Genomic DNA, 23,116 nt, shown 5'->3' with positions numbered 1-23,116 from the left:
CTGGCTCCGTGACCAATGCCGGAGCGAAGTGGCGTTGTGCCAAGGGTTACACGAGGGCACGGCTCGATCGGCGAAAGTCCCCAGGGCCCGTGCAGGTCCTTGAGCGGCATGCGGTAGCGCCTGCGCGAGAATCGGAAGGGCCCGCCCTGCGTCCGCGATTCAGGGTGCGGACGGCCCCCGGTGCAAAGCCGGGGCGAGGGGCGGTCACGAGAGGAGGCGACAATCCACGGTCGCGGCCGGCCTGTCGGCCGGGCTTTGCTCTCTTCGATTTCGACCCACCCCTTCTTCCCATGGCCCTGGACTTTCTCGCGGTAACTTTCGCGGTCGTGCGCGGCATCGCCACCTTGCGCCGCCACGCCCCGCGGCGAAGCGTGCCTTTCTCTTTCTGCGACGCCGGTCCCGCCACCGGCCGCCGTGAAAAAACCGCGATGGCTGCGATGGCCGCGGGCCGCACGTTCCTCACGCTGGCCTTGGTGGGCATTGCTGCCCCGGCCGCCTGGGCCTTGCCGACCTACAACGAAGTGCGCGCGGACTATCGCCCGTCGGACACCTTGGTGCTCTCGCGCGAGGGCGAGGTGCTGCAGCGCCTGCGCACCGACGCCACCGTGCGGCGCGGCCAATGGGTGCCGCTGGCCGAGGTGTCGCCCGCGCTGCGCACGGCGCTGGTGCTCAGCGAAGACAAGCGGTTTTACGAACACAGCGGCGTGGACTGGCGGGCGGTCTCGGCGGCGGCCTGGGGCAACCTGTGGAACCAGCGCACGCGGGGCGCGAGCACGCTCACCATGCAACTGGCCGGGCTGCTCGACGGCGACTGGCGGCAGGGGCCGGGCGGACGCACGGTGGTGCAAAAGCTCGGCCAGACCGTGGCGGCCCAGGTGCTGGAACGCCGCTGGCGCAAGGACCAGGTGCTGGAGGCGTACCTGAACCTGGTGCCGTTCCGTGGCGAGATCGTGGGCATCGACGCGCTTTCGCGCACGCTGTTCGGCAAGGCCGCGCATGGCCTGGACGAGCGCGAGGCCGCCGTCGCCGCGGCGCTGGTGCGCGCGCCCAATGCCCGGGCCGCCGCGGTGGCGCAGCGTGCCTGCGGTGTGCTGCGCGAAATGCAAAAGCCCGTGGTGCCTTCGTGCGACGCGCTCGATCTGTTCACCACCGCCGCGCTGCAGCGCCGGGCGTTCGACGGGGCCTATGGCGTGGCGCCGCACTTTGCGCGCTATCTGCTGCGGCAGGTGGACGCGCCGGTGCCATCGCCCGCCGCAACACCGGCCACGACACCGGCCGAAGAGCCACCGCAGCGCCGCGAGCGTGTCGCATCGACCGTGAGCGCGCCCCTGCAGCGATTCGCGGTGCAGACGCTGCACCAGCACCTGCGCGAGCTGCGCGGGCGCAACGTGGAAGACGGGGCCGTGGTGGTGCTGGACAACGCCACGGGCGAGGTGCTGGCCTGGGTCGGTTCCTCCGGCCTGCTCAGCCAGGCGGGCGAAGTGGACGGCGTGCTGGCCCTGCGCCAACCCGGCTCCACTCTCAAGCCGTTTCTTTATGCCCAGGCGTTCAGCGAGCAGCGGCTCACGGCGGCGTCGCTCATCGAAGATTCGAGCGCGCACATTCCCACCGCCAGTGGCCTGTACATCCCGCAGAACTACGACCGCCAGTTCAAGGGCTGGGTTTCCGCGCGCACGGCGCTGGCCGCGTCGCTCAACGTGCCGGCGGTGCGCACGCTGGTGATGGTGTCGCCCGATGCCTTCTTTCGCCAGTTGCGGGCGCTGGGTTTGCCGCTGCGCGAGAGCGGCGACTATTTCGGCTACAGCCTGGCGCTCGGAAGCGCCGAGGTCCCGCTGCTGCACCTGACCAATGCGTACCGCGCGCTGGCCAACGGCGGGCGATACGGTCCCGTGGCCGTGACGCCCGTTGCAGCGGGCCGTACGCCGAGTGCGCTTTCGCGCACGGCCTTCGCGATCTCTGCGACCGCGACGGCAACCGCGGGCGCAGCATCGGCCACCCCCGCCATCGATGCACGCGCCGCCTTCCTGGTGGGCGACATCCTGTCCGACGGCAACGCGCGCGCGCGCACCTTCGGCACCGACAGCGTGCTGGCCACCCGTTTCTGGACCGCCGTGAAAACCGGCACCAGCAAGGACATGCGCGACAACTGGGCGCTGGGCTGGTCGCGCCGCTACACCGTCGGCGTGTGGGTGGGCAACGCCAGCGGCGCACCCATGCACGACGTGAGCGGCACCAGCGGCGCCGCGCCCATCTGGGCCGAGATCATGGGCTGGCTGCACCACGCCGGACCAGGCGCTGGCGTGCGCAGCAGCCCGCCGGCGCCGCCCGCCGGCATGGTGCAGGCTGCCGTGCGTTTCGGCCCCGAGCCCGGCGGCACCCGCCAGCTCGAAAGCGCCCGGCAGGAATGGTTCATCGCTGGAACGCAGCAGCCGCTTTTTGCTATAGATATCGTAGCAATGCAACCAATAAAGACGGCGGCAGCACGGCAAAACCGCTCAAACCCGGGCCGCGCTGCCGCCGACGCCCCTGACGACGGCCTGCAGGCCCCCACCGCCCGCATTCTGGCGCCCGCGCCCGGCACCATCGTGGCGCTCGACCCCGACATTCCGCCCGATCGCCAGCGGCTGCAGTTCGCGGCCACGCCCTCCGAAGGGCTTGCCGACCTGCGGTGGCGCATCGATGGCCGCGTGCAGGGCCGGGGCGTGCAGTGGGCGTGGCTCCCCTGGCCCGGGCGGCACCGGGTGGAACTGGTGGACGGTGGCGGGCAGGTGCTCGATACGATCAGCCTCGAAGTGCGGGGCGCAGGATTGAAAAAATGAAACGATGCTTCGCGCGCGGTGCCTCCACCGCGCTCCCCTGCGGCGGTGGCGCAATGCGCCGCACGCCGTGGTTGGCCGCTGCGCCCCGGAGCGCCGCATGACCGCCTTCGCTCCGCTGCTGTTCGTGGTCATCTGGTCCACGGGCTTTCTCGTGGGCCGTGGCGTTTCCGCGCACGCCGATCCGTTCTGGTTCCTGGCGGCGCGTTTCGTCGGCGTGGCCGTGCTGTTCGGCGCGGCGGCGCTCTGGGCCCGTGTGGAATGGCCGCGCGGGCCGCGCCGCATCGCCCTGCATCTGGTCGCGGGCGCGCTCATGAGCGGCCTGTACGTGGGGCCGAGCTGGTGGGCCATGGCACAGGGCCTGCCTTCGGGCGTGATGGCGCTCATCGGGGCGCTGCAACCGCTGTTCACGGCGCTCATCGCCGTGACGCTGCTGCGCGGCCGGCTGGGGCCGGGCACCTGGGCGGGGCTGGCGCTGGGTTTCAGCGGCGTGGCGATGGTGCTGTGGCCTCGCCTGGCCGTCAGCGCCGGTGCGGCCGGGTTGTCGCTGCCCGTTCTGCTGGCGGCGGCGGGGAGCATTCTGGCCTTGACGGTGGGATCGATGGTGCAGAAGTCGCCGCTCGCGGCGGGCGACCTGCGCAGCGCCAGCGCGGTGCAGAACGTGGGCGCCATCGCGGTGCTGGTGCTCATGGCCCTGGTCTTCGGCGAGCCGCGCTGGGACGGCTCTCCGCTGCTGTGGGGCTACCTCGCCTATGCGGTGCTGGTGCTGTCCATCGGCGGCGCCACGCTGCTGATCTGGCTCATGCGCCACGGCGAAGCCACCCGCACCGCTGCGCTGGTGCTGGCCGTGCCGCCGCTGTCGGCCCTGCAGGCGTGGTTCATCTTCGGCGAGACGCTCACCGGGCTGCAGATCGTGGGCTTCGTGGTCGCCATCCTGGGTGTGGCGCTGGCGCGCCGATAAAAGGCCGGGCCGTTCACATCCGGCCGCTGCCATGCGGTGTGGCGCCGGCCCTCAAAATTTCTCAACCCCCGGGGAAAAGTCTTCAGCCCCTGGCAGGGGGCAGCCGCTACGATGCCCGTGCTCCGTGTTGCCGCCGTGGTGGGGCGCGGCTTTCAGAAAAAAACCAGGAGCATTCCCCTTGGCCGATCTTTCCAAAATCACCTGCATCGAAGACCTGCGCGTCATCGCCAAGCGCCGCGTGCCGCGCATGTTCTACGACTACGCCGACTCGGGCTCGTACACCGAAAGCACCTACCGCGCCAACAGCGAGGATTTTCAGCGCATCAAGCTGCGCCAGCGCGTGGCGGTCAACCTGGAAGGGCGCACCACGCGCACGCTGATGGTCGGGCAGGAGGCGGCCATGCCGGTCGCCATCGCGCCCACGGGTCTCACGGGCATGCAGCATGCCGATGGCGAAATTCTCGGCGCACGCGCAGCCAAGGCATTCGGCGTGCCGTTCACGCTGTCCACCATGAGCATCTGCTCGCTGGAGGACGTCTCCAGGCACGCCGGGCCGGGCTTTTGGTTCCAGGTGTACGTGATGCGCGACCGCGACTTCATCGAGCGCCTGATCGACCGCGCCAAGGCGGCAGGCGTGTCGGCGCTGCAGCTCACGCTGGACCTGCAGATTCTTGGCCAGCGCCACAAGGACATCAAGAACGGCCTGTCCACGCCCCCGAAACCCACCGTGGCCAACCTGCTCAACCTGGCGACCAAGCCGCGCTGGTGCCTGGGCATGCTGGGCACGCAGCGGCGCAGCTTCGGCAACATCGTGGGGCACGCCAAGGGGGTGGGCGACCTGTCGTCGCTGTCGTCCTGGACGGCCGAGCAGTTCGATCCGCAGCTCAACTGGCGCGACGTGGAATGGATCAAGAAGCGCTGGGGCGGCAAGCTGATCCTCAAGGGCATCATGGACGCCGAGGACGCTCGCCTGGCCGTGGCCAGCGGCGCCGATGCGCTCATCGTCAGCAACCATGGCGGGCGCCAGCTCGACGGCGCGCCTTCGTCGATCCACGCGCTGCCGGCCATCGTGGAAGCGGTCGGCAAGGACATCGAGGTGTGGATGGATGGCGGCATTCGCGGCGGGCAGGACGTGCTGAAGGCCTGGGCGCTGGGCGCGCGCGGCACGCTGATCGGCCGCAGTTTTCTGTACGGCCTGGGCGCCTTCGGCGAAGCAGGCGTGACCCGCGCGCTGCAGATCATCCAGAAGGAGCTGGACGTGACCATGGCTTTCTGCGGCCACACGGACATCCACCGCGTGGACCGGTCGATCCTGCTGCCGGGCACCTATCCGGTGTGAGAGGCTTCAGATCAGAAATGGCCGCAGCGCATATTCCCCTAGGGAGTAATGCTACAAAATTTGTAGCAAATGCCGCTGATCAAAAAGCCCGCGTCAACCGATGACCGCTGGCATCGCGGAGCAGGGAGGCGGTAGTTCTTGCGCCACCGCGCTCTTGCCTGCGTAGAACGCGCCGGCCGCCAGCAGCACGGCACTGGCGGCGAAGGCGACGCGGCGCTTCATGGAATGCGGGTGGCTCAAGGGAAGGGCCTTGGATCGGGTGTCTCGCATGCTGTCTCCTGGTGGGTCGGAAAAAGAGGCTGACAAGGACTGAGCCCTGCCGTTCACCTTAATACGCGGGCATCGGCCGAATGGATGCAGAGCCCTTGCCAGCATGAGGGCCTTGTATCCGCCAGCCCACACCTGCCGTACTGATGGGCATGGCCGATCGTGTACTTTTTCTCACACAATGCGTGCATGAGCACCTCCCTGACGGATACCCAACTGATGGCACTCATTGACCAAGTCGCGGGGCGTGACGATGCCGCCCTCAAGCGTCTGTACGACCACACGTCGTCGCGCCTTTTCGGGGTTGCGCTGCGCGTGCTCCGAAACCGCGAATGGGCCGAGGACGTGCTGCAGGAGGCGTATCTCACCATCTGGCGGGTGGCCGGCAGCTACCGCGAAACACTGAGCCCGCCCATGGCATGGATGGGCCTCATCGTGCGCAGCAGGGCGCTCGACTTTCTGCGCCGGCGCACCGCCGACCGCGCCCAGCTCACCCAGGCGTTCGACGACGAGATGGCGCAGAGCCTGCAGGCCGATGTGCCCTCGCCGGTGGACATCGCCCAGGCCAGCGAGCAGGCGACCGCGCTGCACCAGTGCCTGGGCCGGCTGGAACATCGCCATCGCGAAGTCGTCAGCCTGGCGTATCTGCGCGATCTGAGCCACGGCGAACTGGCCGAGCAATTGCGGTTGCCGCTGGGCACCGTCAAGACCTGGATCCGCCGGGGCCTGGGCCAGCTGCGCGAATGCCTGTCGCGCTACGCATGAGGTGCCACTGTGAACCTGTCCAAAACCCCTGAACTCCTCGACCGCCTGGCCGCCGCCTATGCCCTGGGCACGCTGCGCGGCGGTGCGCGCCGCCGCTTCGAAACCCTGGCCCGCGAGCATGCCGGTGTGCGGGCCGCCGCCCTGGTGTGGCAGTCGCGCTGGTCCGGGCTGACCGAACTGCAGGCCGAGCAGGCGCCGCCGCCCGAGGTGTGGCTGCGCATTCACAACCTGGTGCAGGCCGAGAAGGCGCGTGAAGCCATGCGGGCCGCCCGCCAGGGTGCCGTCCAGGCGCAGGCCGATGGCCGCGACAGCGGCGGTGGTGGCTGGCTGCGCAGCGTGCTGCTGTGGCGCGGTGCGGCGGCGCTGGGCGCGCTGGCCACCGTGGCTGCCGTGGTGGTGGGCCTGCAGACGCACCAGCACCTGCGCACCGAAAGCGGCGCGCAGATTGCCCAGCTGCGCCAGCAACTGGCGGCAACGCCGCAGGTGCGCTATGTGGCCGTGCTGGCCGACGCCAAGGCCGATCCCTCCATGCTCGTTACCTTCGATGCGCAGAAGAACGCGCTGGTGCTGCAGCGCGTGGGTGGTTTCCAGGAAGGCAGCGACCAATCCCTGCAACTGTGGGCCTTGCCGCCCGGTGGCGGTCCGCGCTCGCTGGGCGTGCTCGGGCAGCAGGCGCTCCTGACCCTCAGCACGCCTGAAAGCGCGGTCAAGAACGTGCCCACGCTGGCGATCAGCCTGGAGCCGCGGGGCGGTGTGCCGAGTGAAACGGGCCCCACCGGGCCGGTGCTGTTCAAGGGTGCATTGATCGAGCGCATGCTGTAGCGCGGGACCATCGCATTTCTGCCGGGTGGAATCCCGGACTTCCGCCATCGGACGATATCGGTAACACTGTGCTACGGCGCAGGCTGGCGCTGCTTCCGACGGACCTTCCATGTACCTCAATCCTTGGTTCTCCGCGGTGGCCTGGACCACCGGGTTTTTCATGCTGGTGGCGGCCACGGGCTCTGCACGGGCCGAAACCGGCAAACTGCTGCTGACGGGCGGCGTGAGCAACATCGCGGGCTCGGCCGGCGGCGGCCTCACCCCGTGGGCGGTCGTGGGATCGAACGCCACCGAAGGCGAGATCGGCATGAGCGCCTTCACCACCCGCACCCGCACCCGTGACTACGGGCTGACCAGCTACGGCGCGGCCCTGGGTTGGAACGAGCGGGTCGAAGTCTCCGTGGCGCGGCAGAACTTCGACGCTGCCCCGGCGGTGGCGCTGAACGGCGTGGCGGCTTTCGGGGTGGAGCCCAATCTGCACCTCAAGATGGACATCGTCGGGGTCAAGGTGCGCCTGCTCGGCGATGCGGTGCTCGATTCCGACAACGCCATGCCCCAAGTGGCGGTGGGCGTGGAGCACAAACGGCTCGATCCGGCATCCGCCAGCAAGGTCATCGAATTTTTGGGGGCCGACACCAGTGGCACCGACCTCTACGTGACCGCGACGAAACTCCTACTGGACCGCAACCTCGTGCTGAGCGCCACGCTGCGCTACACGAATGCCAACCAGAATGGCCTGCTGGGCTTCGGCGGATCGGCGCCCGGGCGCCACCGCCGCAGCCTGCAGCCCGAGATTTCGGTGGCGTACCTGCTGCGGCGCGACCTGGCCATCGGTGCCGAATACCGCTTCAAGCCCGACAACCTGCAGGCCATCGGTGCCTCGGCGGGCCTGGGCGCGGCGCTGCGCGAGGACGACTGGCGCGATGTGTTCATTGCCTGGGCGCCCAACAAGCACACCTCGATCACGCTGGCCTACGTCAACCTCGGGCTGATCGTGCCCGGCGTGACGGGCTACCGACGCCAGACCGGCCTGTACCTGTCGGTGCAGGCGGCCTATTGATCCTCTGAATCGAGCCGGGCCAAGCCACAAGGACGCACGCACCATGCCGATCCGCACTCCCACCAAGACGGCCTTTGCCGGGCTCGCCATCACGCTCGTGGCCGTTTGCGCCACGGCCCAGACGCCTGCCATTCAGCCCGCCATGCCGCCCGCAGCGGCCACTGCCCCGGGGGCTGCCAGCGCGCCTGGCCCTGCCGGGTCGCCCGACCCGTCCGGCGCCGTGGCCGCTGGCGCGGCGGGCAAGGTCGCGCCAGAAGGGCTTTTCGACGCGCTCGGAGGCCAGCCCGGCATTGCGCGGATCATGAATGGCCTGGTGGACCGCGCCTTCAAGGACGCGCGCATCGGCCACCTCTTCAAGGAAACCAAGCCCCAGGCCCTGAAAGACAGCCTGACCAACCAGGTCTGTCTGCTCGCGGGCGGGCCGTGCCGCTACGAAGGCGCGGACATGAAGTCGGCCCACGCAGACCTGGAAATCCGAAAGCGCGATTTCAACGTATTGGTCGAGTTGCTTCAGGACTCGATGGACGAGCAAGGCGTTGCTTTTACGCAGCAAGGCCGTTTACTGGCACTTCTCGCGCCCATGCACCGGGACGTCATCACGGTGCGTTGACAAGCACCAATCCAGTGCATTCGGCGCAATGCACTGAATTGGTGATAAGTCAAATTTTTTAGTATCTTTGTGTATCTGTGTGTGTAATACGCCGGTGAACAACGCTGCGCGGCTTGAGTCAATAAAATGATGGAATCGCCTGATTTGACTGCAAAAAAGTGAAATTGGGCATTCTCCTACGGCCCGGTATTGAGTGTTTCTATCAAGTCCGCGGTGTTTTAATTTTTACAACTGGTGACATCATTTGCCAGTGAGATTGACCTATGACCCACTGGATCAACAACCTCCGGATCTCGCACAAGTTCTTGCTCATCGGCGCGCTGGCGTTTTTCATGTTCGCCATTCCCACCACCCTGCTGCTGCAGGTCAACTGGACCAGCCTGCGCACTGTCGAACGGGAAAACCTGGGCGTCGCACCTGCCAAGGAACTGCTCAAGCTGGTGCAACTGACGCAACAGCATCGTGGCCTGTCTGCGGCGTTTCTCGGGGGCGATGCCTCGCTGAACACACCGCGTCAAGCCAAGCAGGCCGAGGTCGAAACCGCATTCGCGCGGGCCCAGGCCGCTGCCACCGGACTCGACGACCGTGCCCTGACCGCCAAGCTGGCTGCCGTGTCTGAAGAGTGGCGTACCCTGGTTTCAGCGGTGGGCTCAAAGTCCATCACGGGCGCACAGAGCAACGCCCGCCACGTTGTGCTGGTGGCGGGCGAACTGGGCCTGATCGACGACGTGGCCAACAGCTCCGGCATCTCCCTGGATTCGGATCCGGGCAGCTACTTCCTCCAGCGGGCTGCGCTGACCCACCTGCCGCACCTGACCGAATCGCTGGGCCAGATGCGCGCACGCGGTGCCCTGGTGCTCGCCCGCGGAGATGCCTCGCCCGAAGAAAGGGCCCGCATCGAAACGCTTGTGGATCGCGCCCGCCAGCACTACGGCGATGCCCGCAAGACTCTCGAACTGGCCTCCGGCGGCAACCTGCCGCCGCAGGTGGAGGCGGCCCGCAAGGCCGCGCTGGCCGCGGCCGAAGAGGGCTTCAAGCTCGCCGACGAAAACGTCATCCAGGCCACTACGCTGTCCATGCCGTCCACCCAATGGGTGGCGCAGATGACCCGCATCATCGACACCCAGTTCGCGCTGGTGGCCGTGTCCTTCGACGTGCTCACCGATACGATGAACGCGCGCATCCAGGCGATGCGCCGCGACATGCTGCTGATATTGGGCGCCGTGGCCTTGCTGGCGGCGCTGGCCGCGTGGGTGATGTGGATCGTCACCCGGGCCACCACCCGCTCGGTCGAGGCGGCCGTGCATCTGGCCGAAGCCGTGGCGCAGGGCGACCTGAGCACCCGCGTGCAGAGCCAGGGCCGCGACGAGATCGCGCGGCTGCTCCAGGCCCTCGGCACCATGAACGACCGCCTGAGCGATGTGGTGGGTTCGGTGCGCGGCAATGCGGAAAGCGTGGCCAACGCCAGCCTGCAGATCGCGCAGGGCAATGCCGACCTGAGCCAGCGCACCGAAGAGCAGGCCAGTTCGCTGGAGGAAACCGCAGCGTCCATGGAAGAGCTGGGCTCCACCGTGCAGCACAACGCCGACAGCGCCCGCGAAGCCAGCCAGTTGGCGCGCAGCGCATCGGGTGTGGCCGTTCGCGGCGGCGAGGTCGTGGGCCAGGTCGTCGAAACCATGAAGGGCATCAACGGCAGTTCGCGCCGCATCGCCGACATCATCGGAGTGATCGACTCCATCGCCTTCCAGACCAACATCCTCGCGCTGAATGCCGCGGTGGAAGCGGCCCGGGCCGGCGAACAGGGCCGCGGCTTCGCCGTGGTGGCGAGCGAGGTCCGCTCGCTGGCCGGGCGCAGCGCCGAGGCCGCCAAGGAAATCAAGACCCTCATCAACGACAGCGTGGAGCGCGTCGAGCGCGGCTCGGCCCTGGTCGATGAGGCGGGCACCACCATGAGCGAAATCGTCGCTTCCATTCAGCGCGTGAGCGACATCGTGACGGAAATCAGCGCGGCCACCGCCGAGCAAAGCTCCGGCATCTCGCAAGTCGGCGAAGCCGTGAGCCAGATGGACCAGGTCACGCAGCAGAACGCCGCTCTGGTGGAAGAAAGCGCTGCCGCCGCTGCGAGCCTCAAGGTACAGGCCCAGCAACTGGTGGACACGGTGGCCGTGTTCCGCCTGGCGGGCGAGCCAGGCGCCTTGCGCCTGAACTGAGCGGCTGGCGGCGGGCACCGGGCGGCACACCGCCCGGCGTGTTTCCGCCGCCTCGCGGGGCCATCCCGCGCCGCCTGCGCGCCACTGTGCGGGCGCATGGACAATGGCGGGCGTGACCGCCTCACCCGAGCCCGCACCGACCCTTCCACGCCGCATCGCCCATCTGGACATGGACGCGTTCTACGCCTCCGTGGAACTGCTGCGCTACCCACAGTTGAAGGGCCTGCCCGCCGTCATCGGAGGCGGGCGGCGCGTGCCCGACGAGGCGCTGGCCGCCGAGTTCGCGGGCCGCAAGGCCGACATCCCCATCGATGCGTTTCCCCGCCTCAAGGATTACGTGGGCCGTGGCGTCATCACCACCGCCACCTACCCGGCGCGCCAGTTCGGCGTGGGCTCGGCCATGGGGCTCATGAAGGCCGCGCGCCTGTGCCCGCAGGCCATCTTGCTGCCGGTCGATTTCGCGTCGTACCGGCGGTTTTCGCGCCTGTTCAAGGAGGTGATCCTTTCCATCGCGCCCGTCATGGAGGACCGGGGCGTGGACGAGGTGTACATCGACTTCACGCACGTGCCAGGCGGCCAGCGCAATGGTGGCCGGTCGCTGGCGCAGCTCATCCAGAAAAGCATCCTCGACGCCACCGGGCTGACCTGCTCGATCGGCGTGGCGCCCAACAAGCTCATCGCCAAGATGGCCAGCGAGTTCAACAAGCCCAACGGCATTTCCATCGTGCACGAGGGCGATCTGGAGAAAACCATCTGGCCGCTGGCCTGCCGCAAGATCAACGGCATCGGCCCCAAGGCCGACGCCAAGCTGCAGTCCTATGGCATTCACACCGTGGGCGAACTCGCCGCGCGCCCGCGCGACTGGCTGGTGCGTCACTTCGGCAAGGCCAGCGGCGCCTGGCTGCACGAAGCCGCCTGGGGCCGCGACGACCGCCCCGTGGTCACCGAGAGCGAGCCCGTCTCCATGAGCCGAGAAACCACCTTCGACCGGGACCTGCACGCCGTGCGCGACCGCGCCGAACTGGGCCGCATCTTCACCGACCTGTGCGAGCGCGTGGCCGGCGACCTGCAGCGCAAAGGCTATGCGGGCAAGACCATCGGCATCAAGCTGCGCTACGACGATTTCAAGATCGCCACGCGCGACCTCACCATCGACCACCCCACGCAAGATGCCGACACCATCCGCCGCGCGGCCGGACAGTGCCTCAAGCGCGTTCCGCTGGACAAGCGCCTGCGCCTGCTGGGCGTGCGGGTGGGCAATCTGCTGACCGAGGAGGCCGCGCGCGAGGCGGCCACGGTGCGAAAAGCGCCGATGACGCCGGGGCTGTTCGACTGACAGGGTGTTTCTTGGTGCTGCAGATCACGCCGAAGTGCTTTTCAAGCACGCGTGAATCTATCCGCTTCAAGAGCTCATTGAGATGGCATGCCTGGGAGGCCGCGCTGATTTCCGTGGAAAAGCGCGTCGTCGAATGCCTCGTCGCACCAAACACCCATCGGTAGAGATCTCTCGGGCAGTTGTTTTCGCAGCGTTTCGATCTTCTTCACACACTGGTTGTCGTCCGTGAGGAAATGGGAGATACCGGAAATCTCGCACTGTGCAAGAAGTTTCAGGTCATCTTTGGCGGTATCGCGTGGATAGCCGGTGGGACGTGCTTTGGCGCCCGGCGCTGCCAGAGCGGCCGCAGCCCGCGCGTCGTCAAAATTGAACGGCAGCACCAGAAAGTTATGCAGCGGAAGGTCCGTGATCGGTTGCCGCACCTCGAACTCGGAAATGACGATGGCCGATAGGTACATGGGAATCATCCGTTCCAGGCAAGCCCGGTAGTACTCCTTCGCCACCAGATGATGTTCGCGGTCTTCTTTGCTGAGAGTGATCAGAAAGCTTGTGTCGAGCAGGGCTCCATTCATCCCTGGCCACCTCTGAGCTCGCGTACCCATTGGGCCGGATCATCGACGTCTGCCCAGGCCTTCTTGCCCTTCTCGGTGAACCGCTTGAATTCGTCTTCGTCGAAGCTCGGCTGATAGTTGACGAACTCGATCAAAGATGCGTCTCGAAGCTCGCCCGTGGCGATGTTGAGTTTGGCCCGAATTCTCAAATGAACGGTTTTGTAGACCAGATTGCTGCGTTCCGCCAGGATCAATTCCTTGTCTGTGCGGACGGTCAGCTTCTTGCCGTCAGGCAGCACCACATGAGCGTTTGACGTGCCCGCACCGCCAAGATCAGTAATTTCGCCCCGGACATACCGTTCCACACTGACCCATTGATCCACCTCTTGGGCAACAAAGTCGCTGTCTTTGTCAATGACGATGGCCTGCGAAATTGCATTCGTGGCAATTTTGATGGAGCGATGCGCCGTCTTTTTGGTGCTGGCTTGCCACCGTTCCAAGACAGCTCGCCGCTTGTGATCTATGCGCGCCAAGTTTGTCGACGCTGCAAGTGCTCGGAGGTCTCTTAAAAAGCTTCCCGAAGCAGGGGGCAAGAACGCAAAAGCCAGTGACCCGTCAACGATCTTTACCTCAATCTCGTCGGTATCTACTTCCTTCTCGCTTCCGCGCACCAGCTTCGCTACATCGGCTGAAAACTCTGCAAGCATCGAGAGTGGGACACGATCCGGCGAAATCGCGTATCCCTGCGATTTATCTTCAAAAGCAATGGTGATGCGGTCGGCAGCCATGCGGGCATTCTCCCACGGGGAAAACGTCCTTTGCCAGCGCCTTGGCAAAGGCTTTGCTGCCCTGTGCGAAGTTTCAATTTACTTTCACTGACCTCCATTTAGCGAATATCTTGCGAAAGGGTTTCGCGGGATTTTCTTTTGCTCAGCCAAGCCAGCCGGAGCGCATCCAGCCCCAGTCCGCAGGCCACGCCCACGGTGTAGGCCACCAAGTCCATCGCACCGAACCGCGACCCCAGCACCAGATGGCCCGGCGTGGTGCTTCGGATCGCGTTGATCCACGGCGCCTGGTACAGCTGCGAGAACTCCACGGCGAACGACGTTGCCAATGCCAGCGCAGCCAGCCGCACCGGCGCCATGCGCGGCCTCACGCAGGCCCAGCCGAACATCACCATCAGCGCCCATAGCGCGTCGCCGGGGTATTTGCCGAGCGCCTCGGGAAACAGCACCCCCGGCCAGCGGCGCGAAGCCAGCCCCAGCGCGATGGTGGCGGCGATGCCCGCGACCAACACGGCGCGGTGGCGAGGGGCGGCAGGATGGGGCGGAAAAGCGGCGGGTGGCAGGAGCGGATGGACCATGCGAAGGCTGAAAGAAAAGAGACGAAAAAGAAGAAAAGAATGGCGGGGCAGTGGAGTCCAGACAGGGCCAGGCCAAGCCAAGGCGAGGGAAGAACAGGAGCGGGCCTGCAATGCTCGAAGCCGTGCGGTCGGCAGTATCGCCGAGCGCCCACGCGCGTCAGGGCCGCAACGCCTCCAGCACGAATCGCGTCGGCCCGCTCGTGTCCCGGTCGCTGACTGCCAGGCCCAGTTGCCGCCACAGCGCCGGGCTCAGCGGGCGCACGGCGATGCGTGGATCACGCGACGGTTCGTACGACTCCTGCGGCAGCAGCGCCGCGCCGTAGCCCGCAGCGACCAGCGTGCGGATCGCATCGTTGTAGTTCAGCTCGATGCGTGGCCGGCAGTGCAGGCCTGCCGCAGAGAACCATTCCGCCGTGAGCCGGTACAGGCGCGTGGACGGGTCGTTCATGATCAGCGGCCGCTCGGCCAGCCACTGGGGCGTGAGCCGCCGGGGCGCTTTCCAGGCCGCCGGAAGAAAGGCCACCACCGCCTCGCGCCGCAAGGGCGTGACGTGGACTCCGCGCACCGGCACCTGCGGCAGCGCCACCACCGCCAGGTCCAGGCTGCCTGCGGCGAGCCGGGCCATGCTTTCGTTGGAGGTGAGCACCTGCACGTTCACCTCCACGCCGGGATGCGCCCGCGCCAGGCGTTCCAGCGCGGGCGGCAGCAGGTGCGCGATGGCGCCCGTCGAGGCGCCCACCCGCACCCGGCCCGTCTGGCCGGCAAGCTGCCGGCGCACGTCTTCCACCGCATCGTCGGCGTCGGCCAGCAGCCTGCGCGCCCGCGCGATGAATCGCTCGCCCAAGGCGGTCGGCTGTGCAGGCCCGCGCCCGCGAATGAGCAACTGGCCGCCCAGGCGCGACTCCAGCTCCGCGATCTGCACGGTCACCGTGGGGGCAGCCAGGTGAAGGGCGCGTGCGGCATTCGCCAGCGAGCCGAGATCGGCAATGGCAACCAGGGTCCGCAGATGGTCAAGGCTCAGTTCTCGCATCGGGACAGTTTAATTTTTCTGAAGCCGGGGTTGCATATATTCAGCTGGAGCCATCGGCGCTGCGCTCCTACGATCGCACCCCATGAACCACCATATCTTCATCGACGGCGACCAGGGCACCACCGGCCTGGACCTTCAAAACCGCCTGCGGGGCAGCGAATTTCGCATCCGCACCCTGCCTGCCGACTTGCGCAAGAACGCCGCCGCCCGGCGCGAGGCACTGAACGATTGCGACATCGCCATCCTCTGCCTGCCCGATGCCGCTGCGCGCGATGCGGTCGCGATGATCGAGAACCCTGCGGTGCGCGTCATCGACGCCAGCTCGGCCCATCGCACCAGCCCGGGATGGGTCTATGGCCTGCCGGAACTCGACGCCCGGCAAGCCGAGCGCATCGCCGCCGCGTCGCGGGTCACCAATCCGGGCTGCTACCCCACCGCCGCCGTGGCCCTGCTGCGACCGTTGACGGATGCAGGCCTGCTGCCCGCCGACTATCCGCTGGTCATCCAGGCCGTGTCCGGGTATTCGGGCCAGGGCAGGGCGGGGGCCGAAGCGCACGAGGCCGGCACGGGCTCGCATTCGCTGAAGCTCTATGGCCTGGGCCTGGAGCACAAGCACGTGCCCGAAATCGAAGCCTACGCCGGCCTGGCGGCGCGGCCCCTTTTCGTGCCGGCCTACGGAAGCTATCGGCAAGGCATCGTGCTCACCATCGGGCTGCATGCGAGGCTGCTGCCGGCGCAGGCTTCGGGCGCGCGCATTCACGAATGCCTGGTGGAGCGGTACCGCGATGCGGCGCATGTGCATGTGGTGCCCATGTCGGCTGCCGCGCCCGTCATCGAGCTGGACCCGCAGGTGCACAACGGATCGAACGACATGAGTCTGGCCGTCTCGTGGAATGCGCGCACGGGGCAGATCGTGTTGAGCGCAGTGCTGGACAACCTGGGGAAAGGGGCTGCAGGGGCGGCGGTGCAGAACCTGCGGTGGATGGCCGGGGCTTCGCGGGCACCCTCTGGAGCGTTGGAGTTTGAAGGCGCTGCGGGAGGCTGATGCGTCCGGCGCCGGTTCGAATCGCTTGCGGCCTGCCGACCTCGTTACTTTTTATTCTTCTTGGCTTGGTCATGATGCCACTTGATGGCGAAAAACATGCCCACGCCGAAAACGAGAACCTTGAACACAATGAAAACGATAGGAACCCAATCCATCTTTGAAATCTTCCTGGCTGTGATCTTGAAACGATGAAATCGCCCCGGCCTTCGCGAAGGCTGCCTGGCTGAAGTCAGCCACCACCGCAGTGTCTCGATGGCGATTCACTGCTGGTAGTTTGCCTCGGCCCGCGCCTGGGTCTTGCGTGCGCAGCAGGAAGAGGTCGGACGAGCCCTGGTAGGTGCGCGCGCGTTGCGGCCCGCGGCAGCCAGGGGCCGGTGCGGCATTCGATGTCGCAGCTTGCGCTGGCACCTGTCAGCCGCCCAGCTCGCCCACCCGCGAGGGCGTGCCACCGCGCCCGAACTGCTTCCATGCCCGCCGCAGTTGCGTGTCCGAACTGAACCCCGCCATCTCCGCCGCCGCCGTCACGTTGCGCCCCGCGCGCAGCGCGGCCTCGGCGGTGGCCAGGCGAATCCGGCGCAGATACTGCAGCGGCGCAATGCCGGCGTGGTCCAGAAACAGTCGCGTCAGGTGCCGTGGCGATGCGTGCGCCACCTCTGCCATGGCGGGCACGCTCCACTCCGCCTGGGGCTGCTGAGCGACGGCGTCCTGCACGCGGTGCAGCGCGCCGTGCAGGTGGTTGCGGTGGTGCAGAAAGGGTGACATTTCCGGATCGTGCGGGCCGCGCCGCAGGGCGACCACCATGGTCTGCGCCACTTCGGCGGCGACGGCGGGGCCGCACACATCGGCGATGCGGTGCAGCACCAGGTCGATGCCGGTGGTCACGCCCGCGCTGGTGTGCAGGGCGCCGTCGGCCACGAAGACGCGGTTGGCAACCACGTCGCAGCGGGGTTCCACCTCGGCCAGTTCGGCCAGGTGCTGGTGGTGCGTTGTGGCGCGGCGCCCGGCCAGCAGCCCGGCGTGTGCGGCCAGCACGGCGCCGGCGCACACGGTCACCAGTTCCAGCCGCCCGGCGGACAGGCGCAGGCCGCGCAGCCAGTGCAGCAGTTCGCGCGCCTCGCTGCGCTGCACGTCGATGCGCTGGCCCGGCAGGCCCACGAGCACGACCCAGGCCGGGTGCGGCAGCGTGGCCGGCAGCGGAGCGAGACCGGAGAGCGCCACGCCCACCGAGGTGACCGACTCTGGCGTGGGGTTGACGAAGTGCAGCACGAAGGCCGGCGCCACGCCCCGCGACTGCAGCACCTGGTTGGCGATGCGCAGGGCTTCGGCGGGGCCTGCCCAGTCCAGCACGAGGCTGCCGGGCAGCAGCGCGAAATAGACGTGGATGGGCGCGGCAGTGGCTGCGGCCACGGCCACCGACGCGGCACCGCCCCTGGTGGCGCCGCTGCCGCTCTTGCGATCCCTGCTGCCGTTGCCGCTCATCGCTGGGTGGGCGGCACGTGGCGCAGGGTTTCGGTGAAGGCGGCGTGCGCGGCGGGGTCCACCGGCCGGTGGCGCACGGTGGTGCTGGCGGGGTCGTTGCCCAGGAAGTTGTTGCCCTTGTGGTTGTGGGCGGGGCGAATGGGGCGCGGGGCGAAGCCGCCGCCGCAGTTGGGGCAGACGTTGCCGAGCACGCGGTCCACGCAGGAGGCGCAGAAGGTGCATTCGAAGCTGCAGATGCGGGCATCGGCCGAGGCGGGGGGCAGGGCGGTGTTGCAGTTTTCGCAGGTGGGGCGCAGTTCCAGCATGGCGTGCTCTTTCTCGAAAAATGGGGTGGTGGATGAATGAAAAGGGGTCAGGAAAAGGGGGAGTGCTGAAGACGGTGCCGGTCAGGCCGCAGCGGCATCCACCCGCGCCAGTGCCTGGGCGGCGGTGCACACGGTGGCGAAGCGGTCTTGCAGCACGGTGGCGGTGCGCGCGCGGATGTCGTCGGCGGTCAGCGGGCGGCCGTCGGGCTGCACCATGTCCCAGGTCAGGGTGGCGTCGAGGGCGTAGTCCACCTCCCAGCCCAGGTCGCAGGCGTGGCGCGTGGTGGTCTCGCAGCATTGCTCGGTGCGAATGCCGCTCACGATCAGGCGCTGAATGCCGTGCTGGGTGAGCCAGACGCCGAGCGCAGTGCCCACCAGGGCGCTGTGGCGCTCTTTGGTGAAGGTGGCGGCGGCCTCGAAGGGGGCCAAACCGTCCAGCGGACGCACGTGGCCGGATTCGATGGCGAACGGGTTGCCGGGTTCGGCGGGGCCATCGCTGTGCAGCACGCGCACCACGGGCACGCCCCGGGCGACGCAGCCGTCGATGAGCGCGTTCTGCGCGGCCAGATAGGGCGGCAGGCTCGCTTCGGTGAAATAGGGGCGGTGGCGGAACGATTCCTGCACGTCGATCACTATGAGACAGATTTTCACGGAGAGGGCCTTCGCAAGGGTGGGAGTATGCCGCTCATTGTGTTTGCGCTGGCGGGCGGCGTCCGGGCGGAGGCGGCCGAAAATCGATCATTTCAGGACATGAATTGGCTGGATTTTTCAGTCTGGCGACGCTCTGTTTGTAGGGCATCTGCGCCAATTCCACCGCAGACGGGCTCGAAAAATGCTGCAGTGCAGCAAAACTGGTATGGTGACCCTGCTACCCCGCCGATTGGACGACCGCTCATGCCCCGCAGCTCCCGCCTGTTCTCTCTGTCCGTGTTCACCCGGGCCTACCAGCGCAATTTGAAGGCGCTGGCCCGCGCCACGCGCCCTGCCCGGGTGAAGGCGGCGGCCAGGCCCCTGCTGTCGCTGGTCAACGCCGCCACCCCCAAGGCCCGGGCGCCACGCAAGCTGCCTCCCGGCGCTGGCGAGTGGATCGGGGGCATCGCCCCTGGCCCGGCCGGCGCACGGCGCTTTCATCTGCACATTCCCCCTGGCCTCGCCTTGCGCGAGGGCGAAAAACTTCCCCTGATGGTGATGCTGCACGGCTGCGGCCAGACCGGCGCCGATCTGGCCGCCATCTCGCGCATGAACCGGCTGGCCGCGCGCGAGCGTTTTTTGGTGCTGTACCCCGAGCAGGAACGCATCGCCAACGCCCAGGGCTGCTGGAACTGGTTTTCGCACCGCAACGGCAAGGCGCATGCCGAAGCGGCCACGCTGATGGGGGCCGTGGACCAGATCGCGCGGCGCCACCCGGTCGATCTCACGCGCGTGGCGGTGGCCGGCCTGTCGGCCGGGGCCTGCATGGCGGTGCTGCTGGCGGCACGCTACCCCGAGCGTTTTTGCGCGGTGGCCATGCATTCCGGCGTGGCGCCGGGCACGGCAGAATCGTCCGCGCAGGCCATGGCGGCCATGGGCGGCCGCCGCGAAGCGCTGTTGCCGGTGCCAGCGCCCCCGGTGCTGGGCATGGGCCCGGCCCCCGCCGAAGGCCCGATGCCGCTGCCCGCGCTGCTGGTGCTGCACGGCGAGGGCGACGGCGTGGTGTCGCCCCGCAACGCCTGCGCGACCGCCGAGCTGTGGGCCCAGGCGCTGGGCGCCAAGGCCGGTGCCGCGCGCATGCAGCAGCGCGGCAAGCGGCACGCCACCCGCCTGACCGAGTTCAAGCGGCAGGGCCGCACGGTGGTGGCCCTGCGAGAAATCCAGGGCCTGGGCCATGCCTGGAGCGGCGGCGCCGCCAGCCTGCCCTACAGCGACCCAGAAGGCCCGGACGCCTCGGCGCTGATCTGGGCATTCGTGGCGAGGCAGTTCAAATCGGAGTGATGCGGAATCACGGCGAAAAGGGCCTGATGCCGTTGATTCATATGCCTTGATTGCTATTGAAATAATAGCAAATCGCGGCGTTGCGGCTTTGTGGCCGCCACCGTTCAGGCGGCCTGGTCCGGGATGCACCAGGCGTTCAGGCCCTTATCGTTCGACCCCTCGACCCCTCGACCCCTTGACCCACCGCTGGCGCGATGCGATGAGCGGCAAGGAAGGCCTGCCGTGCTCGAAGGGCTCCGTGTCAATTCAATCGTGCAAGTGCCGGTGCGAGTGCAGTCGCCGGTCCCGGCCGCCGCAGCGCGGCCTGTGCCCTGCCATGCCCCGATTCCCCGGCGCTTTCCGCAGCGCTGTGCAGTTGAAAAGCGGCCACCACCTGCCTGAGTTCGTTGGCCTGCTGCTGCAGCGAGGCGGCCGCAGCGGTGGCCTGCTCGACCAGGGCGGCGTTTTGCTGCGTGCCCTGGTCCATCTGCGAGATGGCTTCGTTGATCTGCTCGATGCCGTCGGTCTGCTCTCGGCTGGCCTGGCTGATTTCCTCGATCACGGCCGATACGCGCAGCACGCTGTCCACGAGGTTCTGCATGGTGGTGCCGGCCTCCTGGGCCAGCTGGGTGCCGGCTCTCACCTGCTCGGCAGAGTTGCCGATCAGGGTCTTGATCTCCTTGGCGGCCTCGGAGGACCGCTGCGCCAGGCTGCGCACCTCGGTGGCGACCACCGCGAAGCCACGCCCCTGCTCGCCGGCCCGGGCCGCTTCGACGGCCGCGTTCAGCGCCAGGATGTTGGTCTGGAACGCGATGCCTTCGATCACCCCGGTGATTTCCGACACCTTGCGCGACGACGCATCGATGGAGCCCATGGTCTGCACCACCTTCTCCACCACCGTGCCGCCTTTGCGGGCCACGTCGGAGGCCGATTGCGCCAGCACGCTGGCCTGCCGGGCGTTGTCCGCGTTCTGCTTCACGTTGGACGTCATCTCCTCCATGGAGGCGGCCGTCTGCTCCAGCGCGCTGGCCTGTGATTCGGTGCGCGCCGACAGGTCGTGGTTGCCGGCCGCGATCTGCTGCGAGGCCCCGGCGATGTGCTCGGTGCCGTCGCGCACGCGCTGAACGATGCGGTGCAGGCTGTCGCGCATCGCCTGCATGTCCAGCAGCAGGCTGGAGCGGTCGCCCTGGCGGGTGTCCACCGCCACCGACAGATCGCCTTCGGAGATGCTTCGGGCAATGGTGCGGGCATAGCCGGGTTCGCCGCCCAGCGCCCGCAGCAGGTTGCGTGAAATCAACGTGCCGATCACGAGCAGCGCCGCCCCCAGTAGCAGGGCCACGAGTCCGAACCCGAGCGCGCGCTGCCAGATGGTGGCGTTGACCGTGTCGATGTACACCCCCGAGCCGATGACCCAGCCCCACGGCGCGAACCCTTGCACGTACGACGTCTTCTCGACCGGCGTGTCGCTGCCGGCCTTGGGCCACAGGTAAGGCACGAAGCCCCCGCCGCTGGCTTGCACGGTGCGCACGAACTCGACGAACAGCTGCTTGCCGTTCGGGTCCTTGTTGGCGGTGAGGTCCTTGCCGTTCAGCTCGGGGCGAGCGGGGTGCATCACCATGCGCGGGTGCATGTCGTTGATCCACACGTATTCGTTGCCGCTGTAGCGCAGCGCCTGGATGGCGGCGGCGGCGCGCTTGCGCGCCTCCTCGTCGGTCATGCCGCCCTTGGTGCTGAGTTCGTGGAAATGCGTGGCGATGCCGTGCGCCGCCTCGACCACCTGGCGCACGCCGGTCTGCCGCTCTTTCAGGATCAGCTGTCGCTCCGAGATCAGAAACCACGCTGTCATCACCGCGATGCCGAGAATGGCGCTCAGCACGAGGAGGGCCAGTTTTCTTGCGATGGTCATGGGAATCTTTCAAGGAAAGCGAGGAGGGGGCATGGTGCGCGGAATGCCGCCCCGAGGGCTGCGTGCCGCACGGGGCTAGCGTAATGCTTGAGTTGAAAGCGACGGCTCGGCACAAACCCGCAGGGCGGGTGGGGGCCATGGGCCCGGCCCGGGCGTGCCGCTGGCCCGTTCCTACACCAGCTGAGCGGCCTGCAGCTCTTTCTTGAGGTAGGCGTAGAACAGCGGCGCCGCCACCAGCCCGGCGGGGCCGAAAACGGCCTCGGCCACGAACATCACCGCCAGCAGTTCCCACACGCCCATGTGGGTGCGCTGGCCCACCACCTTGGCGTTGATGACGTATTCAGCCTTGTGGATCAGGATCAGGAAGACCAGGCAAGCGATGGCCGCCGCTGGCGACACCGACAGCCCCACGATGGTGATGACCGCGTTGCACAGCAGGTTGCCCACGATGGGCACCAGTCCGGCCAGGAAGGTGAGCGTGATCAGCGCCGGCGTGTAGGGCAGCTGCATGCCCCACAGCGGCAGCACGCCCAGCAGGAAGATGGCGGTCAGCAGCGTGTTGAACGCGGCGATCCAGAACTGCGCCGCCACGATCTGGCGGAATGCTTCGCCGAAGAACGTGATGCGCGTGGCCAGGGCCTCGGCCAGCGGGCCGCGCGTGCCGCCCATCGTCCGCACGGCTGCCAGCGCACCGATCAGCAGGCCCACGTAGGCGTGCAGCAGCCCGCTGAGCCAGGCCCGTCCCGCCATGGCGAGCGCGCCGGCCTTGGCGCCCAGGTAGCCGGCGATGGTGCGCTGGATTTCGACCGCGCCCTCGGGCAGGTGGGAGGCGATGTCGGGCGGCAGTTTGAGGCGCAGTTCCAGCACGGTGCGCGCCAGAAAATCGAGCAGTTCCCGGTATTGCTGCGGCGCCTCGACGATGTAGCTGCGCGAGTGCGACGCCGCCAGCACGATCAGCGACAGCGGCGCCAGCATGACCACGGCCGCGGCAATGGCCTGGCCGGTCGTGGCGCCACCGCCCGGCCGCCGCGCCACGGTGCGCCCGGGCGGCCAGGCCAGCCGGGGCGCCAGCCAGCGCGTGAGCAGAAAACCCAGGCAGGCGCACAGCAGGCCGGGCAGCAGGCCCTGCCACATCACCAGCAGCAGGGCGCAGGCCATGAGCACGTAGCTGGCGGTGACCACGCCGCGGCGCGGAGCGGATGCGGGGGGCGCTGGGGCGGCAGTGGCAGGTGGCGGCGTGCCAGCCGGCACGCCTGAAGATGCGCTGGCCGCAGGGCCCGCGCGCACGGAGCCTGCGGCGG

The 23,116-nt window shown here is 67.9% G+C and carries 22 protein-coding genes; 11 read left to right on the top strand and 11 right to left on the bottom strand.

Going from position 1 to position 23,116, the window contains the following annotated elements:
• Positions 1 to 437 precede the first annotated feature (437 nt).
• From pbpC to AVHM3334_RS01540, 3 genes are all read left to right on the top strand, one after another.
• Complete coding sequence (gene pbpC, locus AVHM3334_RS01550; protein WP_284409129.1) at positions 438 to 2,819, top strand: penicillin-binding protein 1C; 2,382 nt, start codon at positions 438 to 440, stop codon at positions 2,817 to 2,819.
• 97 nt (positions 2,820 to 2,916) lie between these two features.
• A complete protein-coding gene (locus tag AVHM3334_RS01545) occupies positions 2,917 to 3,777 on the top strand; it encodes a DMT family transporter (protein ID WP_284409030.1) in 861 nt (286 codons plus the stop codon).
• A 178-nt stretch (positions 3,778 to 3,955) separates the two neighbouring features.
• Complete coding sequence (locus tag AVHM3334_RS01540) at positions 3,956 to 5,116, top strand: alpha-hydroxy acid oxidase (protein ID WP_284409029.1); 1,161 nt, start codon at positions 3,956 to 3,958, stop codon at positions 5,114 to 5,116.
• A 93-nt stretch (positions 5,117 to 5,209) separates the two neighbouring features.
• On the opposite strand, the gene AVHM3334_RS01535 is transcribed toward AVHM3334_RS01540, so the two are convergent.
• Complete coding sequence (locus AVHM3334_RS01535) at positions 5,210 to 5,386, bottom strand: hypothetical protein (RefSeq protein WP_284409028.1); 177 nt, start codon at positions 5,384 to 5,386, stop codon at positions 5,210 to 5,212.
• Positions 5,387 to 5,572: 186 nt separating this feature from the next.
• Here AVHM3334_RS01535 and AVHM3334_RS01530 point away from each other — a divergent pair, with 186 nt between their 5' ends.
• The 6 genes from AVHM3334_RS01530 to AVHM3334_RS01505 all read left to right on the top strand — a co-directional run bounded on the left by AVHM3334_RS01530 (position 5,573) and on the right by AVHM3334_RS01505 (position 12,186).
• Positions 5,573 to 6,148, top strand: a complete 576-nt coding sequence (locus AVHM3334_RS01530) for a sigma-70 family RNA polymerase sigma factor (RefSeq protein WP_284409027.1) — start codon at positions 5,573 to 5,575, stop codon at positions 6,146 to 6,148.
• A gap of 9 nt (positions 6,149 to 6,157) precedes the next feature.
• Positions 6,158 to 6,970, top strand: a complete 813-nt coding sequence (locus AVHM3334_RS01525; protein ID WP_284409025.1) for an anti-sigma factor — start codon at positions 6,158 to 6,160, stop codon at positions 6,968 to 6,970.
• A gap of 160 nt (positions 6,971 to 7,130) precedes the next feature.
• On the top strand, positions 7,131 to 8,030 hold the full coding sequence (locus AVHM3334_RS01520) for a DUF3034 family protein (RefSeq protein WP_284409127.1): 900 nt from the start codon (positions 7,131 to 7,133) through the stop codon (positions 8,028 to 8,030).
• A 43-nt stretch (positions 8,031 to 8,073) separates the two neighbouring features.
• Positions 8,074 to 8,640 (top strand): group I truncated hemoglobin, encoded by a 567-nt coding sequence (locus tag AVHM3334_RS01515; protein ID WP_349816602.1) that lies wholly within the window; start codon positions 8,074 to 8,076, stop codon positions 8,638 to 8,640.
• 263 nt (positions 8,641 to 8,903) lie between these two features.
• On the top strand, positions 8,904 to 10,850 hold the full coding sequence (locus AVHM3334_RS01510) for a methyl-accepting chemotaxis protein (protein ID WP_284409024.1): 1,947 nt from the start codon (positions 8,904 to 8,906) through the stop codon (positions 10,848 to 10,850).
• 103 nt (positions 10,851 to 10,953) lie between these two features.
• Complete coding sequence (locus AVHM3334_RS01505; RefSeq protein ID WP_284409022.1) at positions 10,954 to 12,186, top strand: DNA polymerase Y family protein; 1,233 nt, start codon at positions 10,954 to 10,956, stop codon at positions 12,184 to 12,186.
• Between the two features lie 74 nt (positions 12,187 to 12,260).
• On the opposite strand, the gene AVHM3334_RS01500 is transcribed toward AVHM3334_RS01505, so the two are convergent.
• The 4 genes from AVHM3334_RS01500 to AVHM3334_RS01485 all read right to left on the bottom strand — a co-directional run bounded on the left by AVHM3334_RS01500 (position 12,261) and on the right by AVHM3334_RS01485 (position 15,130).
• Positions 12,261 to 12,758 (bottom strand): type II toxin-antitoxin system VapC family toxin, encoded by a 498-nt coding sequence (locus tag AVHM3334_RS01500; protein WP_284409020.1) that lies wholly within the window; start codon positions 12,756 to 12,758, stop codon positions 12,261 to 12,263.
• Positions 12,755 to 13,525, bottom strand: coding sequence for a hypothetical protein (locus AVHM3334_RS01495; protein ID WP_284409019.1), 771 nt, complete (start codon positions 13,523 to 13,525; stop codon positions 12,755 to 12,757). The genes AVHM3334_RS01500 and AVHM3334_RS01495 overlap by 4 nt, the downstream gene beginning before the upstream one ends.
• Before the next feature lie 98 nt (positions 13,526 to 13,623).
• Positions 13,624 to 14,100, bottom strand: a complete 477-nt coding sequence (locus AVHM3334_RS01490) for a ribosomal maturation YjgA family protein (RefSeq protein ID WP_284409017.1) — start codon at positions 14,098 to 14,100, stop codon at positions 13,624 to 13,626.
• A gap of 157 nt (positions 14,101 to 14,257) precedes the next feature.
• Positions 14,258 to 15,130, bottom strand: coding sequence for a LysR family transcriptional regulator (locus AVHM3334_RS01485; protein ID WP_284409016.1), 873 nt, complete (start codon positions 15,128 to 15,130; stop codon positions 14,258 to 14,260).
• Between the two features lie 52 nt (positions 15,131 to 15,182).
• On the opposite strand from AVHM3334_RS01485, the gene argC reads away from it, so the two are divergent.
• The gene (gene argC / locus AVHM3334_RS01480) at positions 15,183 to 16,175 is read left to right on the top strand and encodes an N-acetyl-gamma-glutamyl-phosphate reductase (RefSeq protein ID WP_284409124.1); all 993 of its coding nucleotides are present in this window, start codon (positions 15,183 to 15,185) and stop codon (positions 16,173 to 16,175) included.
• Positions 16,176 to 16,244: 69 nt separating this feature from the next.
• Here the strand turns inward: argC and AVHM3334_RS01475 are convergent, their stop codons facing one another.
• The 4 genes from AVHM3334_RS01475 to AVHM3334_RS01460 all read right to left on the bottom strand — a co-directional run bounded on the left by AVHM3334_RS01475 (position 16,245) and on the right by AVHM3334_RS01460 (position 18,610).
• Complete coding sequence (locus AVHM3334_RS01475) at positions 16,245 to 16,415, bottom strand: hypothetical protein (RefSeq protein WP_284409014.1); 171 nt, start codon at positions 16,413 to 16,415, stop codon at positions 16,245 to 16,247.
• A 171-nt stretch (positions 16,416 to 16,586) separates the two neighbouring features.
• Positions 16,587 to 17,654: a GlxA family transcriptional regulator gene (locus AVHM3334_RS01470; RefSeq protein ID WP_284409012.1), complete on the bottom strand. Its 1,068-nt coding sequence runs from the start codon at positions 17,652 to 17,654 to the stop codon at positions 16,587 to 16,589.
• Positions 17,651 to 17,959, bottom strand: a complete 309-nt coding sequence (locus AVHM3334_RS01465) for a DUF1272 domain-containing protein (RefSeq protein WP_284409010.1) — start codon at positions 17,957 to 17,959, stop codon at positions 17,651 to 17,653. Before AVHM3334_RS01465 ends, AVHM3334_RS01470 begins: the two co-directional genes overlap by 4 nt.
• Positions 17,960 to 18,040: 81 nt before the next feature.
• A complete protein-coding gene (locus AVHM3334_RS01460) occupies positions 18,041 to 18,610 on the bottom strand; it encodes a cysteine hydrolase family protein (protein WP_284409009.1) in 570 nt (189 codons plus the stop codon).
• Between the two features lie 243 nt (positions 18,611 to 18,853).
• Between AVHM3334_RS01460 and AVHM3334_RS01455 the strand changes: the two genes are divergently transcribed.
• On the top strand, positions 18,854 to 19,930 hold the full coding sequence (locus tag AVHM3334_RS01455) for an extracellular catalytic domain type 1 short-chain-length polyhydroxyalkanoate depolymerase (protein WP_284409007.1): 1,077 nt from the start codon (positions 18,854 to 18,856) through the stop codon (positions 19,928 to 19,930).
• 241 nt (positions 19,931 to 20,171) lie between these two features.
• On the opposite strand, the gene AVHM3334_RS01450 is transcribed toward AVHM3334_RS01455, so the two are convergent.
• Entirely contained in the window at positions 20,172 to 21,815 is a 1,644-nt protein-coding gene (locus AVHM3334_RS01450) for a methyl-accepting chemotaxis protein (RefSeq protein WP_284409005.1), read from the bottom strand.
• Positions 21,816 to 21,986: 171 nt separating this feature from the next.
• On the bottom strand, positions 21,987 to 23,066 hold the full coding sequence (locus AVHM3334_RS01445; RefSeq protein WP_284409121.1) for an AI-2E family transporter: 1,080 nt from the start codon (positions 23,064 to 23,066) through the stop codon (positions 21,987 to 21,989).
• Positions 23,067 to 23,116 lie beyond the last annotated feature (50 nt).

The sequence above is a fragment of the Acidovorax sp. SUPP3334 genome (genome assembly GCF_030159055.1).
In the GTDB taxonomy this organism is placed as follows: domain Bacteria; phylum Pseudomonadota; class Gammaproteobacteria; order Burkholderiales; family Burkholderiaceae_C; genus Paracidovorax.
The sequence above is the reverse complement of the archived record's forward strand: the minus strand, read 5'-3'. Positions and strand labels throughout refer to the sequence as shown.